Origin of the sequence: Henriciella marina (assembly GCF_027213945.1) — a bacterium.
GTDB classification, from domain to species: Bacteria; Pseudomonadota; Alphaproteobacteria; order Caulobacterales; family Hyphomonadaceae; genus Henriciella; species Henriciella marina_A.
In genome coordinates this window covers 157,561-173,368 of sequence record NZ_JAPWGW010000003.1, presented here as the reverse complement: position 1 = coordinate 173,368, position 15,808 = coordinate 157,561, and the positions used below count along the sequence as shown (strand labels likewise).

The 15,808-nt window shown below is 61.0% G+C and carries 15 protein-coding genes; 9 read left to right on the top strand and 6 right to left on the bottom strand.

Features of this window, described 5'->3' with window-relative positions; all coding sequences use genetic code 11:
• Positions 1-48: 48 nt before the first annotated feature.
• The 9 genes from O4G74_RS10065 (at position 49) to O4G74_RS10025 (ending at position 10,171) form a co-directional block, all read left to right on the top strand.
• A complete protein-coding gene (locus tag O4G74_RS10065; protein ID WP_233350357.1) occupies positions 49-273 on the top strand; it encodes a DUF2007 domain-containing protein in 225 nt (74 codons plus the stop codon).
• Positions 266-1,009 (top strand): tRNA1(Val) (adenine(37)-N6)-methyltransferase, encoded by a 744-nt coding sequence (locus O4G74_RS10060; RefSeq protein WP_269402478.1) that lies wholly within the window; start codon positions 266-268, stop codon positions 1,007-1,009. The genes O4G74_RS10065 and O4G74_RS10060 overlap by 8 nt, the downstream gene beginning before the upstream one ends.
• 176 nt (positions 1,010-1,185) lie before the next feature.
• Entirely contained in the window at positions 1,186-2,088 is a 903-nt protein-coding gene (locus O4G74_RS10055) for a glycine--tRNA ligase subunit alpha (RefSeq protein WP_269402477.1), read from the top strand.
• Positions 2,089-2,136: 48 nt separating this feature from the next.
• A complete protein-coding gene (locus O4G74_RS10050; RefSeq protein WP_269402476.1) occupies positions 2,137-2,682 on the top strand; it encodes a hypothetical protein in 546 nt (181 codons plus the stop codon).
• A 64-nt stretch (positions 2,683-2,746) separates the two neighbouring features.
• Entirely contained in the window at positions 2,747-5,026 is a 2,280-nt protein-coding gene (glyS, locus tag O4G74_RS10045) for a glycine--tRNA ligase subunit beta (protein WP_269402475.1), read from the top strand.
• A gap of 30 nt (positions 5,027-5,056) precedes the next feature.
• Positions 5,057-5,449: a hypothetical protein gene (locus tag O4G74_RS10040; RefSeq protein ID WP_269402474.1), complete on the top strand. Its 393-nt coding sequence runs from the start codon at positions 5,057-5,059 to the stop codon at positions 5,447-5,449.
• Between the two features lie 5 nt (positions 5,450-5,454).
• Positions 5,455-8,139: a pyruvate, phosphate dikinase gene (ppdK, locus tag O4G74_RS10035; protein WP_269402473.1), complete on the top strand. Its 2,685-nt coding sequence runs from the start codon at positions 5,455-5,457 to the stop codon at positions 8,137-8,139.
• A 367-nt stretch (positions 8,140-8,506) separates the two neighbouring features.
• On the top strand, positions 8,507-9,502 hold the full coding sequence (locus tag O4G74_RS10030; protein WP_269402472.1) for a cell wall hydrolase: 996 nt from the start codon (positions 8,507-8,509) through the stop codon (positions 9,500-9,502).
• A 9-nt stretch (positions 9,503-9,511) separates the two neighbouring features.
• The gene (locus O4G74_RS10025; RefSeq protein WP_269402471.1) at positions 9,512-10,171 is read left to right on the top strand and encodes an O-methyltransferase; all 660 of its coding nucleotides are present in this window, start codon (positions 9,512-9,514) and stop codon (positions 10,169-10,171) included.
• A gap of 9 nt (positions 10,172-10,180) precedes the next feature.
• On the opposite strand, the gene O4G74_RS10020 is transcribed toward O4G74_RS10025, so the two are convergent.
• From O4G74_RS10020 to nadA, 6 genes are all read right to left on the bottom strand, one after another.
• Complete coding sequence (locus O4G74_RS10020) at positions 10,181-10,990, bottom strand: SDR family oxidoreductase (RefSeq protein WP_269402470.1); 810 nt, start codon at positions 10,988-10,990, stop codon at positions 10,181-10,183.
• Positions 10,991-11,051: 61 nt separating this feature from the next.
• On the bottom strand, positions 11,052-11,903 hold the full coding sequence (nadC, locus tag O4G74_RS10015; RefSeq protein WP_269402469.1) for a carboxylating nicotinate-nucleotide diphosphorylase: 852 nt from the start codon (positions 11,901-11,903) through the stop codon (positions 11,052-11,054).
• On the bottom strand, positions 11,903-13,447 hold the full coding sequence (locus O4G74_RS10010) for an L-aspartate oxidase (protein WP_269402468.1): 1,545 nt from the start codon (positions 13,445-13,447) through the stop codon (positions 11,903-11,905). Before O4G74_RS10010 ends, nadC begins: the two co-directional genes overlap by 1 nt.
• Positions 13,448-13,467: 20 nt before the next feature.
• The gene (locus O4G74_RS10005; protein ID WP_269402467.1) at positions 13,468-13,926 is read right to left on the bottom strand and encodes a hypothetical protein; all 459 of its coding nucleotides are present in this window, start codon (positions 13,924-13,926) and stop codon (positions 13,468-13,470) included.
• Positions 13,923-14,387, bottom strand: a complete 465-nt coding sequence (locus tag O4G74_RS10000; protein WP_269402466.1) for a hypothetical protein — start codon at positions 14,385-14,387, stop codon at positions 13,923-13,925. The genes O4G74_RS10005 and O4G74_RS10000 overlap by 4 nt, the downstream gene beginning before the upstream one ends.
• Positions 14,388-14,446: 59 nt before the next feature.
• A complete protein-coding gene (gene nadA, locus O4G74_RS09995; protein WP_269402465.1) occupies positions 14,447-15,595 on the bottom strand; it encodes a quinolinate synthase NadA in 1,149 nt (382 codons plus the stop codon).
• Positions 15,596-15,808 lie beyond the last annotated feature (213 nt).

Here is a 15,808-nt window from a genome sequence, read left to right as displayed (position 1 = left end):
GCATACGAATACGTCCGCGGTCCAGCGATGCGGTACAGGACCGCAGCAGTGAAGGGACATGTCATGGAAGAAGTGTTCCGCACCAATGATCCCGTCAAGCTGAGCTATATCAGACACCTGCTTTCCGAGGCCGGGATTGAGGTGTTCGTGCTTGATGAGCATACCGCCTATATCGATGGTCGCGGCCCTCTGGTGCCAGTTCGTGTCGTTGTACACGAAGATGATGCAGATGCGGCGCGCCGCGCGCTGAACGAACTGGACCAGGATGGCTGAAGGCGACGTCACGGAAGACGCCTTCCTTGGCGGGCTGGTGAAAGTCTACCAGCCACGGCGCGGGTTTCGCGCCGGGACGGACAGTGTACTTCTATCGGCGGCGCTTGATCCTGAAATGACGGGCGACGCGGCCGAGTTTGGCTGCGGGGCAGGCGGGGCGCTCCTGCCAGCAGCTTATCGCCTCAAGAAGATGCGCTTTACCGGCTATGAGCGCGACGCGCGTCTTGCCGGCCTCGCGCGGCTTGGCGTCGAGGCGAATGGGTTTGGCGACCGCATGTCGATTGAGCTCCAGGATGTCAGCGAGCTGTCTGACGCCATCGAGAACCGCTTTGATCTTTGCTTTTCCAATCCGCCCTTTTTTCGCGGCGGGTCGATCACTTCTCCGGGTGAGGGCAAGGCCGACGCCTATCTGGAGACAGTACCGCTGAAAGACTGGATCGGGCGGATGCTGCACGTGCTGAAGCCGAAGGGCCGCTTTGTCATGATCCACCGCGCCTCAGAGCTAGCGCGTATCCTGTCGCTGATTGAGCGGCGCACCGGCCAGATTGAAGTCCTGCCTGTCCGATCCTTTCCCGGCGAAGATGCAAAGCGGGTGATCGTGCGTGCCCGGAAGGGGCTACGGTCCGGCCCGATGCGCCTGCTGGCCGGGATAAATATCTATACCGGAAAGGGCGGTGAGCGCACCGAGCTTCTGGAACGTATTGCGCGATCAGAAGCTGGGCTGGACTGGAGTTAGCGTCTGGTGCCCCGCGTGGTTCGACTTCGCTCACCAAGCGGGCTTTGCTATTGTTGGCATAAGCCCCGCTGCTTGTCGCTGGCCAGGACGGCCGTGCCGCAGTTGCGAATTCGGGCAGGTGGCGCTAGGCGGAGTGACCAGAACCACGACGCCAACTCAACCGGCTGAGCCCTAGCATGACCGCACCCGTTGCCCGCGAGAAACCCGCTTCCTTCCAGGACCTGATCCTGCGCCTGCAAGCCTATTGGGCCGCGCAAGGCTGCGCGATCCTGCAGCCTTATGACATGGAAGTCGGCGCCGGCACGCTACACCCGGCGACCGTGCTGCGCGCTCTGGGGCCAAAGGACTGGCGCGCCGCCTATGTGCAGCCATCGCGCCGCCCGGCCGATGCGCGCTATGGTGAGAACCCGAACCGTCTGGGTCATTATTACCAGTTTCAGGTTATCCTGAAGCCGAACCCGGCAGACCTTCAGGACCTTTATCTCAACTCGCTCTATGAAATCGGTATCGACCCGACCGTCCACGATATCCGCTTTGTCGAGGATGACTGGGAGAACCCGACCGTTGGCGCATGGGGGCTTGGCTGGGAAGTCTGGTGCGACGGGATGGAAGTCAGCCAGTACACCTATTTCCAGCAGGTCGGCGGGCTCGATGTCTTCCCTGTCTCGGGTGAGCTGACCTACGGCCTCGAACGCCTCGCCATGTATGTGTTCGGCGTCGACAATGTCTACAACCTGCCCTTCAACGACCCGGCGTCTGAGACCCCGCTATCCTATGGCGATGTCTTCCTGCAGAACGAGATCGAGCAGTCGGCCTTCAACTTTGAACTGGCCGATGTGGAGATGCTGCAGACCTGGTTCTCCGGCTGCGAGAAACAATCCACCGCACTACGCGAAGCAGGCAAGCCGCTGCCAGCCTATGACTATGCGCTGAAAGCCAGTCACGTCTTCAACCTGATCGATGCGCGCGGCGCGATTTCGCCTACGGAGCGTCAGGCCTTCATCGCCCGGGTGCGCGATCTGGCCCGCGGCGCTGCCGAGAAATGGGCCGAGCAGGAAGCAGAACGAGCTGCCGTTTAGGGCGCACTGGTCTTAGGTGCATATGCGCCAGACCATCAGGAGAGAATGATGACCAAGACCGGTTCGAACATGAGGAATGCGATTCTTCTGGTGGGCGCACTTGTCCTTGCGGCGGCTTGCGGCGGCGAGCGCGCCCAGCCTGAAGCCAGCAATGCGTTCAAGAAGTCGGTCGAGGAGCCGTCGCCGCAAGTCCGGCAGGTGGCAGACCGTGACCCGCAGGCGCTTCAGATCGGCACCATTCATGCCCCGGACAGTGAGGCGTATTGCAGCTTCACGCAGGCGGCGCACACTTTTGTCTATGATGATCCGTCGACCTGGCGCTTCGTTTTCCTGGGCGAGGATGCCGGCGAGACCCCATCGGCGCGCATCATGATCAATGAGGAAGAGCTTGCTTTCCAGCCGGCCGACCGGACCAAAAATGATGAGGGTCTTGAGACCTGGCGCTATCGCTCCGATGATCGGCGCATTCTTGTCGAGCTGAAGGTGAAGGAAGCCGAAAGCGGGCCAGAATACACTAATTATACGGGCACGATGGCCATCATCGAACCGGCAACAACCGAACGCATGCGCATCAAGGGCGATTGCGGCGTCTAGCACATTGCGCCACATCCCCTTTCACTGAACTTTCTCGCCCCTGAATTCCCGGACCGAACCACTTATGGCTGAACTCCTTCTCGAACTCCTTTCCGAAGAAATCCCGGCACGCATGCAGGCGAAGGCCGAAGCCGACCTGCGCGATGCGCTGACCAAGGGTTTGAGCGAGGCTGGCGTTGCATACGGCGATGTGGTCGCCCGGTCCGGGCCGCGCCGCCTGATGGTGGCGATTTCGGGCCTGCCGGAGAAGTCGGCCGATGTCAGCGAAGAGAAGAAGGGCCCGAAGACGGATGCGCCGGAAAAGGCGATCGAGGGATTCCTGCGCGGGGCAGGGCTCTCCTCGATCGATGAGGCGCAGGTGCGGAGCGACCCCAAGAAAGGCGATTTCTATGTCGCCGTGCGCGAAATCCCGGGTCGTCCGCTGGAAGACATCATTGCAGGGCTCGTGCCAGAGATCGTACGCGGCTTTCACTGGCTAAAATCCATGCGTTGGGGCCGCGGTGAGTTGCGTTGGGTGCGCCCTCTGCAGCGCATCCTCTGTGTCTTCAATGGTAAGACCGTCGAGTTGGAGATCGACGGTCTGAAATCCGGCAATGAAACCGAAGGCCACCGCGTCCATGGGCGCGGACCGTTCAAGGTCTCTTCCTATGCCGAATACAAAGAAACGCTGCAGGAGAAGGGCTTTGTCGCCATTGCCCGAGAGGACCGTCGCCTCCTGATTGAGGATCAGGCGCACATGGTCTGCGCGCAGGCCGGGCTGGAGCTGGTTGAGGATAAGGGTCTGCTCGAAGAGGTGACGGGCCTTGCCGAATGGCCGGTCGTCATTCTGGGCGAGATGGACCCGGCCTTCCTGTCACTGCCGCCTGAAGTCGTGCAGCTGTCGATGCGCACACATCAGAAATACTTCGCCGTGCGCAACCCGGAAACGGGCGAGCTTGCGCCGAATTTTGTCGTCGTCGCCAATATCGAAGCCAGCGATGGCGGCAAGTCGATTGCGGCGGGTAACTCGCGGGTCCTGTCTGCACGCCTCGATGATGCGCGCTTCTTCTGGGAGCAGGACAAGTCGACCCCGCTGGAGAAGATGGCCGAAAAGCTCGCGACCATCGACTTCAAGAAAGAGCTCGGCACGATCGCCGACAAGGTAGAGCGCGTTGCTGCGCTTGCGCGTGAGCTTGCGCCGAAGGTTGGTGCGGATCCGGACATGGCCGAACGTGCCGCGCGCCTTGCGAAGGCAGATCTGGTCTCCGGCATGGTGGGCGAGTTCCCTGAACTACAGGGCGTGATGGGCGGCTATTATGCGCGCGAGCAGGGCGAGACCGATGCTGTCGCGACCGCCATCGCTGAGCACTACAAACCGCAAGGGCCGTCTGACGCCGTGCCAACAGAGCCGGTCGCGATTGCTGTGGCACTTGCCGACAAGCTCGATACGCTGGTTGGCTTCTGGGCGATTGATGAAAAGCCGACAGGGTCGAAGGATCCGTTCGCGCTGCGCCGCGCGGCTTTGGGTGTCGTGCGGATCATTCTGGAGAATAATGTGCGCCTAGACCTTCGGTCCGAGTCGGAGACCGATGTTGTTGTCGCCAAGGCATTCGGCCACGTTTTCAACAAGGCGCTTTACATCGCTTTCACCCAGAAGAATGCTGCATGGGCAGCGGCTCTGGAGAACCGTTTCTTCTCAGCGGAAGGTAACCCCGTTCTCACGGCAAAAGACGTCGAGGAGATGTGGGAAGAGGAAGCCTACGATCCGCCAACGGGCAAGCTCTACAATCTCGATATCCGTGACGCGCCGCATCAGTTTATTGAGCGAGACGGCGGCGTTCTTGGCGATCTGGCAGAGTTCTTCGCTGACCGTCTGAAACAACACCTTCGTGACCAGGGCGCGCGGCATGACCTCATTGATGCGGTCTTTGCTCTTGGTGAGGGCGACCTCGTCCTGATCGTGAAACGGGTCGAGGCGCTGGCGGCTTTCCTTGAGACTGAGGATGGGACTAACCTGCTTGCGGGCTACAAGCGCGCGGCGAACATCCTGAAAGCCGAACAGAAGAAGGATGGCGCGGCCGTTGAAGGCGATGTCGACGCCTCCCTGTTCGAGCAGGATGAAGAGCGCACGCTTCATGCCGCTATCGAGACTGCCGTTTCCCGCGCCGATGCGGCGCTTCAGGCAGAAGACTTCGCGGCGGCGATGGCGGCGCTTGCGGAACTTCGCGGACCGGTCGATGCGTTCTTTGATGGCGTGACGGTGAATGCCGACGACGAAAAGCTTCGCGCGAACCGTCTTCGCCTGCTCACATCGATTCGCGCTGCGCTGTTCCGTGTGGCCGATTTCTCGAAGATTGCGGGCTGATCCAGAGAGGCAGAAGGTCGCAAGGGTGCCATGATCGTCATCGTCTTCATTGTCGGCGTGATCGTCTTTGTCGGCTATTGCCTGATCAATATGCCTTCCCGGCAGGCACGCGCGATATTCGATGCACAGGGCCGCGGCCCCGGCGTCATTTCAGACAGTGACCGCGCCTATGTGGCTGATCTTCACAGTCGTTTCGGCACAAGAGACTTCAAGTTGAAAGAAATCCGGGAGAAACGTCTGAATCCGGACATTGCGGAACGCTTCGGCGTGACTCCTGCAAGGCTTGACGATACGCAGGCGCTTGGCGTGAGACTACCGCAGTTAAATTTACTGGTTTCCTTTGAACCGGGGCGATATCGCCTTACAGAGGATGCCGCACGACTGGCCACTGGCCAGACAGGCAGGACAGAGACTGGAGAATGAAAGTCATGGGTGACACCGCTCAGCAAATGTCGAAGGAACAATGGGTCTATTCCTTCGGCGGGGGATCGGCAGACGGCAATACCTCGATGAAGAACCTGCTGGGTGGCAAAGGCGCCAACCTTGCCGAGATGGCACGGCTTGGCCTGCCTGTGCCGCCGGGCTTTACGATTACCACCGCTGTCTGCACCGCCTATTACGACAATGGCGAAACCTATCCGGGCGGCCTCGATGCGGAAGTCGATGCGGCGCTGAAAGCTGTCGAGGCAGAAACCGGCAAGTCGTTCGGCGACGCTGACAATCCGCTCCTCGTTTCCGTGCGTTCGGGCGCACGCGCGTCCATGCCGGGCATGATGGACACGGTCCTCAATCTTGGTCTCTCTGAAATCACCGTCCAGGGCCTCGCCAAGAAGGCCGGTGAGCGGTTCGCCTATGACAGCTACCGCCGCTTCATCCAGATGTATTCCAACGTCGTCCTCGGCGTGAAGCATGACGTCTTCGAGCACATTCTCGACGACTATAAGGAGCGTCAGGACTATCAGCTCGACACTGAAATGACGGCTGACGACTGGAAGGAAATCATTGTCCAGTACAAGGCGGCGGTGAAGAAGCAGCTTGGCAAGCCCTTCCCGGACGATCCACGGGAACAGCTCTGGGGCGCGATCACGGCTGTGTTCGGTTCCTGGATGAATGACCGCGCGATCCTCTATCGCAAGCTCAACGACATCCCGGCCGAATGGGGTACGGCGGTGAACGTCCAGTCCATGGTGTTCGGCAATATGGGCGACACGTCTGCGACCGGCGTTGCGTTCACCCGCGACCCGTCCACCGGCGAGAAGACTTTCTATGGCGAGTTCCTGATCAATGCGCAGGGCGAGGACGTCGTTGCCGGTATCCGCACGCCTGCGCCGATCTCACGCTCACGCGCCGATGCGCTGGGCTCTGATGAGGCGCCGCTCGAAGAGGCGATGCCGAAAGTCTATGAAGAGCTGGTGGAGGTCGCCAACACGCTGGAAAGCCACTACCGCGACATGCAGGACATCGAGTTCACGGTCGAGGACAACAAGCTCTACATGCTGCAGACCCGTAACGGGAAACGCACGGCAGCAGCAGCGCTCAAGATCGCTGTCGACATGGCCAGCGAAGGTCTGATCAATGAGGAAGAAGCCGTCCTGCGCCTGATGCCAGGCCAGCTCGACCAGCTACTTCACCCGACCATCGCACCGGACGCCAAGCGCGACGTCATCGTGAAGGGCCTGCCAGCCAGCCCCGGGGCGGCTGTCGGCAAGGTCGTCTTCGATTCCGACGAGGCGGCAGAACTCGCCGAGAAGGGCGAAGACGTCATCCTGATGCGCGTCGAGACCAGCCCGGAAGACATTCACGGCATGCACGCCGCGCGCGCCATCGTTACCTCTCGTGGTGGCATGACCTCGCACGCAGCCGTTGTCGCCCGCGGCATGGGCCGTCCATGTGTCTGCGGCGCAGGCACGCTGCAGATCGACCCGGCCAAGGGCGTATTCCGCTCTGGCGGACGCGAGTTCAAGAAGGGCGACGTGGTCACCATCGACGGCGCTGAAGGCGAAGTGCTCGTCGGCGCGATCGACATGGTCCAGCCGGACCTGTCTGGCGACTTCGGCAAGCTGATGGAATGGGCAGACCGCGCGCGCCGCCTGAAAGTGCGCACCAATGCCGAAACGCCAGCAGACGTCGAGACGGCCAAGAATTTCGGCGCCGAAGGCATCGGCCTCTGCCGGACCGAGCATATGTTCTTCGATGCAGAGCGTATCCCTGTCGTGCGCTCCATGATCCTGGCGGAAGACAAGAAGGGCCGTGAAGCCGCCCTCTCCAAGCTGCTGCCAATGCAGCGCGGCGACTTCGCAGAGATCTTCCGCATCATGGAAGATCGCCCGTGCACGATCCGCCTGCTCGACCCGCCGCTGCACGAATTCCTGCCGCATTCGGAAGACGAGATGGCGGAAGTCGCCAAGTCCGCCGGTGTCAGTGTCGATACGCTGAAGCGTCAGGCGAATGAGCTGCACGAAAGCAACCCCATGCTTGGTCACCGCGGTTGTCGCCTGGGTATCACCTATCCTGAAATCTATGAGATGCAGGCCCGTGCCATCTTTGAAGCGGCTGTCCAGGTCGCCAAGGAAACGGGCTACAAGCCAGTTCCGGAAGTGATGATCCCGCTGGTCGCGACGCAGAAGGAGCTCGACATCCTGAAGGCCAAGGTCGATGCCACGGCAAAGGCTGTCTTCAGCGAGACGGGCACAGAGCTTGAGTATCTGGTCGGCACGATGATCGAACTGCCACGCGCCTGTCTGCAGGCCGGCAAGATCGCGGAATCGGCGGCCTTCTTCTCATTCGGGACAAATGACCTAACGCAGACGACGCTGGGCATTTCGCGCGATGACGCGGCTCGCTTCCTGAAGGCGTATGAAGAGCAGGGTATCTACGAGAAAGACCCATTCGTGACGCTGGACCAGACCGGCGTGGGCGAGCTTGTCCAGATGGCCGCTGAGCGTGGCCGCAAGACACGGCCCGATATCAAGCTCGGCATCTGCGGTGAGCATGGCGGTGACCCGGCATCTGTCATGTTCTGCGACAGCCTTGGTCTCGACTATGTATCATGCTCGCCTTACCGCGTGCCGATCGCCCGGCTGGCCGCTGCGCATGCGGCACTGAACAAGTAAGACCTGCCTGAAACGAATCGAAAATCGGGTAGGTGAGCGCTAAAAGCTGAGCCGGGGGAACTGTGTTCTCCCGGCAACATGCCTTTTTTTGCAGCCTGCTCACGCCTTGGTCAGCCCGCTTCGGAAGGTGCTGATAATCCAGCATATTTCACGGCACAGAAAATCACGGCGCCTGGTTCGTGATGCGGTCAGGTTCCATTCATAACAGAAATGTAAGTCTTTACCGCGACGATATCGTTGATATAGCCGCCCGTCGTCCAATATCGGAACCGGAAGAAATACCGGCCTCAGGCAGCAGGTGTGGGCCAAATTCGGCCTGAATTCTGCGTTCATAGAAGACTGAGCCGGGTTTAACAGGGGGACAGAAATGTCACTCAGGACCAGACAGCAAAGTTCGCAATTCATTGCGAACACTTCGCTTCGCGCGCGTGCACGCCGTTGGTGGCTTGCAAAGAGCGATGCAGAACAACGCTCCGCAGTATCTCGCGCGGCGATGGTGTGTGCCTGTGCATTCGGCCTGACCTTCGCGCTGCCTACGATTTCTTCTGCCAATACGCAGAAAGAAGCCGAAGCTGATTTCCGTGAGCAGACGCTGCGCTTTGCCCAGGCTAAGGATGCGGGTGATGCGGTTCGCGCTGACCCGGCCGCGCCAGCCGTGATGCAGCATGAATGGCTGCGCAATGTCGAATATTCACTCGAGCGCGACCCTGACTCTGCGACTAACCGCTATGGCGCGCTAGAGCGCGATGCGGCTGTCCTCGCCGGAATGAAGAGCTTTGAGCCAGCACACCTCAAGCGCGCAGAAGAAATGAGCGCGCAGATGAAGTGTCTCGCAGAGGCCGTCTATTATGAGGCCCGCTCGGAATCCACGCAGGGCCAGATCGCTGTCGCTGAAGTGATCATGAACCGCGTGCGCGATCACCGCTATCCGAACTCGGCTTGCGGCGTCGTCTATCAGGGCGCAACCCGCACAACGGGCTGCCAGTTCACCTTCACCTGCGATGGCGCCATGGCGCGCACGCCGCGCGGCTCACGCTGGGAAGCGGCAAAGTCCATCGCCGCGCATGTCTATCTCGACCTCGATGAGCCACGTACGGGCGGCGCGACGCACTATCACGCAACCTATGTGAACCCGGTCTGGAATTCGGGTCTGATCCGCACTTCGCGTATTGGTACCCACATTTTCTATCGTTTCCCGCGAGGCGCCGAATGGGCGAGTGCGAAAGCGGCAGAGCGCGCACGCCTTGCCATGGCACGGACGGAAGAGGGCGGCGCCGACGCGACCATCATGACGATCGACACGTCGACCACGACGCAGGACCTCAACGCACAGTCGCTGAACGTCCTCAGCCCGGCTCCATAAAGGACCCATATGTCCGCGACCCAGCTTTTCGAAGCCGTAGACACCTATATCAACAGCCTTTTTGCCGCGGATGATGAAATTCTGTCGCGTGCTGTCGAGCGTGCGCAGAAAGCCGGGTTGCCGGAGATCCAGGTCTCATCAGGCCAAGGCAAGCTGATATATCTTCTGGCAAAGATGATCGGCGCGAAACGCATTCTGGAGATTGGCACGCTGGGCGGCTATTCGACCGTCTGGCTTGGGCGCGCCCTGCCAAAGGATGGTGAGCTGATCTCGGTTGAGCTTGATGCGGCCCATGTTTCCGTCGCGCGTGAGACGGTTAAGGATGCGGGCCTGTCGGAAAAGGTCGAGATTGTCGAAGGGCGCGGCCTCGATGAAATGCGCGCGCTGGAGCCAAGCTTCGATCTTGTCTTCCTTGATGCCAACAAGGACGGTTATCCTGCCTATCTGAAACAGGCCAAACGCCTGTTGCGGAAGGGCGGCCTGATCGTCGCCGATAATGTCGTGCGCGAAGGCGCAGTCCTCGAGCCGTCACAGGTCGACCCGAATGCCATCGGTGCAGCGGCGTTCAACCAGGCGCTTGCCAGCGACCCCGATCTTGAGGCGATCGTGCTCCAGCAGGTCGGCATCAAGGGCCATGACGGTCTCGCCATCGCCCGCGTGAAAGACTAGGCGGCAAGCCTAGTCGCGCGCCGGGAGGTTTTTCATCAATTGACGACGCAGGCGTCCGGGAATGAACCGTTGGGCGAACCTCACCTGTTGCGCGCGCTTGCCGGCCATATAGTGAACTTCTTCGCCATGGGCCGCGTCCCAGGCGCGCTCAGCAGCAAGCTCGACCGGATAGACATCCTGGCCCTGCTCACGCAGCTCATCGCTTATCTTCGCGTTCGACCGGTCGCCAGAGAACATGTCGAGGATCGGCGTATCGATCAGCCATGGCATGAGGCTCGTGACTCGAATACCGATATTCGAAAACTCGACATCCAGCGCTTCAGTCAGGCCGCGAACGGCGAACTTGGTCGCTGAATAGACAGCCATTTGCGGCCCGCCGACGACGCCCGCCGCAGACGCCGTGTTGACGATGCGCGCGCCCGGTGTGTTGCGGAGCAGGGGCAGGGCAGCGCCAACGCCGTTCAGCACGCCTTTGACGTTGATATCGACCATGAGGTCATTGTCTTCACCGGGAACGGTCTCGAACCAGCCATGACGCGCAATACCAGCATTGTTGAACAGCACGTCCAGCTTGCCGCCTGTGGCCTCTGAAAAGTGCTCCATACCAGCGGTCCAGTCTTCGCGGGATCGCACGTCCAGCTTCTTCCAGACACAATTGTCCTCTCCGATTTCCTCGGCGATGGCTTTGAGGCCAGTCTGGTCGATATCGTACAGGCCGACAAACCAGCTGCGGTCGGCAAACAGCTTTGCCGTTGCCTTGCCGATGCCGGATGCGGCGCCCGTTATAAAGATACTCTTGCGGCCTGCTGCTTTGGGCATCGGTGAACTTCCTCCGGTTCCGCCCCACTTCAGTTATGGGCCGTTTTAGCAGGGCGCACCTTCAAGCGACGTCGAGGCCCACGTCAAGGTTTGACGCAGAGTGAGTGAGCGCGCCGACGGAAATATAGTCGACCCCGGTTTCTGCGATAGCGGCGACCGTATCGAGGTTGACCCCGCCGGAGGCTTCGGCCTTGCAGGCCCCATCAATCATGGCGACGGCCTTGCGGAGTGTTTCATTGTCCATATTGTCCAGGAGGACCGCATGCGGCTTGTGGGGCAGGGCCTCCTCAAGCTGGGCGAGCGTATCGACTTCGATCTCGATCATGCGCAGATGGCCTGCATAGGCGTGCGCGCGCTTCAGCGCTTCAGGGATCGAGCCGCAAGCGGCGATATGGTTGTCCTTGATCAGGATTGCGTCGTCGAGACCATAGCGATGAGACGTACCACCACCGCAGCGCACGGCGCGCTTCTCAACCGCGCGGTGACCGGGCGTGGTCTTGCGCGTGCAGACGATCGTGGCATTGGTGCCGGCAACTTTTGCAACGAATGTCCCGGTCAGCGTCGCAATGCCGGAAAGGCGGCCGAGGAAGTTCAGCATGGTCCGCTCTGCTGTCAGGATGGAGCGGGCTGATCCCGACAGAGTCGCAATAACAGCACCAGGCTCAAGCTTGCCGCCATCATGGATCGAGATATCGAGCGACACTGACGGGTCCACCAGTTTCAGCGCATATGCGGCGGCGTCCATGCCGGCGAGAATGCCCGGCTTTCGCGCGCGGATCTGCGCGCTCATCTCTGTGCCGGGGGCGATGGTCGCGTCCGTGGTGAGGTCACCGGCCCGTCCGAGATCTTCAGTCAGGGCGAGCCGGACGATCGAATCCAGCACGAGGTCTGGAAGTGGGGGAGGGACAGGCATCAGACAGCCTCCTTTGCAGTTGTGCGCGAAGGCGTTTCCAGGAAAGAGCGGGAGGCGACAGGCCCAGCATCGGGGAAGTCACGCCGGAAGTGGCCGCCGCGGCTTTCTTCGCGGGCGAGCGCGGCGGACGCGATAAGCCGAGAGGCCTGAAGGGCATGAACGGGGCCGTGTGCCTCGATCTGCTCATCGATCATGTAGACGAGGTCCTGAAGGTCCTTGCCATTGCGAACCACGCCGCACTTCGACGCCATGGCGCGGCGAAGTGAGAGAAGGTCATCGGGGGCAAGCTCGTTGGGAACTTCGGCGCGCGAGTGTTCAGGATTGCCAAGCTCACTGCTGGTCAGGCGTTCGGCAATCCGGGCGGCGAAAACGACGGCCTCGAGAAGGGAGTTCGACGCCAGCCGGTTTGCGCCATGGGCGCCGGTCGAGGCGCACTCCCCACAGACAGAAAGACCTTCCAGCGAAGACCGGCCCCAGGTGGAGGAGACGACGCCGCCCATATGGTAGTGCGCGGCAGGCGCGACCGGGATCGGGGCCTCACGTGGATCGATACCCGCGGCCATGCAGGCAGCGAACACGGTCGGGAAATGGGCTGGAAAATCATCGCCGACGGCTACGGTCGCATCTAGGAACGCGCCGCGGCCAGCCTTGATTTCGCTGTCGATGGCGCGCGCGACTTCATCGCGAGGCGCGAGCTCTGCCTTCTCATGGTAGCGGGCCATGAACAGCTCACCTTTACCATCGCGCAGTACTGCGCCTTCACCGCGCAGGGCTTCGGTGGCGAGCGGCGCCGGGTCGAGGCCGACATCCATGGCGGTGGGGTGGAACTGGACGAATTCAGTATCGGCGACAAGCGCGCCTGCATTCCAGGCCATGGCGAGGGCGTCACCGCGCGATTCAGGTGGGTTGGTGGTGACGCGGAACAGACCGCCCGATCCACCCGTGCAGAAGACAGTTTCGCGGGCGGTCATAGGGGCGAGCCCGCCCTTGGCGTTACGCGCGATAACTCCGGCGACGCGTCCATTGTCATCCTGAAGAAGGCCTACGGCGCGGTAAGGCTCAACGAGGTTGATGTGGCTGCTCGCCTGAACGGCCGTGGTCAACGCGCCCATGATGGCCTTGCCGGCAAGGTCGCCAGCAACGCGGGCAACGCGCGGGACAGAATGTGCCGCTTCTAGCGAGAGCGACAGCGCGCCCTCTGGCGTGCGGTCAAACGGGACGCCAAGTTCAATGAGATCAAGAACGCGGGCGGGGCCTTCTTCCGCGATGAGCTGCGCTATGACCGGATCGACCAGGCCGGATCCGGCTGCGACCGTATCGCGGGCATGGGCGTCGGCGGTATCAAGCGGATCGAGTGCAGCGGCGAGCCCGCCCTGTGCCCAGGCCGATGAGGCCGCTTCACCAAGTGGCGCGGGTGCAATGACGGTGCATGTGCGGGGGGCAAGGCGCAACGCAAGAAAAAGCCCTGCGAGGCCAGCGCCAACGATCAGGATATCACGGTCGCCAGCCGGTGGACCGGCTTTCAGTAATCGGGTGTGCGTCATGGTCTTGCGTCCCCGGCGGCTCAGGAAATGGCCCCGTCGGCGCGCTGCCAGACGGCGGGGTAGATATCGGCGCCAACAAGCACGCCGTCCATGCGGGACTTCGACTCGATGCGAAGCTGGAAATTGTCCGGCGTGTAGAAGGCGGATGGTTCGCCCTGCAGGAAGTTACGGATCTCGGAACGCACAGTCAGTACATCCTCCTCAACGCTGGCGCGGCAGCTCTGTTCGACGACATAGGTGACATCGATGGCAGGGCAATCCTGACGGGCGGTCAGCTCACAGCCATATTCGCCTTTGGTTTCCGTCGGCATGAGGCGGGCCTGGCCATCGAAGGTGCAGGCTTCGTTGAGATCGGCTTCAAATACCCATGTTCCGGCCAGAACGGGGTCAGCGGGCGGGGTGTCTTCCTGCCCGAGGGCAGATGGACCTGCAACCAGCGCAAGTGCGCCAGTGAGGAGCGCGGCGCGGGCGCGGATCATGAAATGCCTTCCTCGGCGCGGATAAACTCAACCGGCGCAGTGGCCGCAGAGACAAGCGATCCGTACATGCGGCGGCCATCCTGAACTGTCAGTGCGAAGTTGTCTGGGACATAAACGAGCCCTTCGGCCTTGGACTCCACGAACTGTTCGATTTCGGAGCGGATCGAGACCTGCTCATTGAACCGGCGCGCCTTGCAGCTCTGTACGACTACGGACCGGCCCCACATGGAGCAGACCTCCACGGCCGTCAGCTCGCAATTATAGACGCCTTCGTCCGGATGAGGGGTCAGACGGGCCGTGCCTGACATGATGCACTGACCGTCACGGTAGGGCTTGGTCTGGAAGGTCCAGTTGCCGAGCACGTCGCCGGGGTCGCTTTCCGCTGCAGCTTGCGCAGTGGCGTTTGGCCCCAGTGCAAGCAAGGAAACAGTCAGGCAGGCAAGGCGCAGGCGGCTCAGCATGGAAGCTCTTTTCGTGTCATTCGGCCAGAAAAGACCGCCGAAGCGGCCTTTTCAAGGCGTCAGGCTGGCGAAATAACTTCGATCTCGCGCGGGGCAAGGCCCGTTTCGAAGGCAAGCGGCTTGTCCGTCTTGGGCAAGGCGAGCATTGCATCAATCGCCGCTTTCGCTTTCACGCGCATCTCTTCGTCGATTACGACCTCATGCTTCAGCTCGATGAGGCAGTCGAGAATGTTCTCCAGCGTGATACGCTTCATGTGCGGGCAGAGATTGCACGGGCGCACGAAGTTCACACCTGGATTCTCTGCGGCGACATTGTCGCTCATCGAGCATTCAGTTAGCAGCACGACCTTGTTCGGGCTGTTGTCCTGCACATAGCTCGCGAGCGCGGAGGTGGAGCCTGCAAAGTCTGCAGCCTGAAGAACGTCAGGCGGGCATTCCGGGTGGGCGAGGATGACGACGCCCGGATGGGCTTCGCGCAGCTGGCTAACATCGTCAGCGCTGAAGAGCTCATGCACCTCGCAGGCCCCCGGCCATGTGATGATGCGGATATCGGTCTGCGCTGCGACATTCTTTGCAAGATATTGGTCCGGCACCAGAATAACGGTGTCGGTGTCCCATTCCTTGGCGATGGCTTCGACCACCTGCGCGGCGTTCGAGCTGGTGCAGGTGATATGGCACTCAGCCTTCACGTCAGCGGTGGTATTCACATAGGTAACGACCGGATAGTCAGGATAGCGCTGCTTGATCAGGCGCACATCTGCGCCAGTGATCGACGCGGCGAGCGAACAGCCTGCTTCCAGGCTCGGGATCAGCACGGTTTTCTGAGGCGCGAGAATCTTGGACGTTTCTGCCATGAAGTGGACGCCAGCCTGGACGATGATATCGGCTTCGACGGCGGCGGCCTCGCGGGCCAGCTGCAGGGAGTCACCGCGGAAGTCGCCCACAAGCCGGAAGATATCCGGCGTCATGTAATTGTGCGCGAGAATGACCGCGTTCTTCTCTTCCTTGAGGCGGTTGATCTCGGCCACGAGCGGCGCAATCGCGGGCCACTCCATGGGGGTGATGAAATCAGACACAAGCGGATAGAGATCATCGGTCTTCGCCTTGATCTCGTCGGTATAGGCAAGGCCACGTGCTTCAGCTGCGTTTTTCGCGCGAAGCGGCGTCGGGGTTGGGCATCCCGGTCCTGAATCGATCAATCTAGCCATATCGTGTCCTCCACGCTTTTGCTCAATATGAGCATTACTTGGTCATGCCGTCGCCGGATTTCAAGTCTTCCTTTGACGAAGAGGAGAAATCTGACGCTGCCCAGCGCTTTTAGGCATAGTGAGCAAAAGGCCACTTAATCCACGCGTATCTTCGTGGCAAGGCCTATGTCAATTTTGCGACAATGTTGAGCGTAAGGCGTGGCTTCTTTTTTC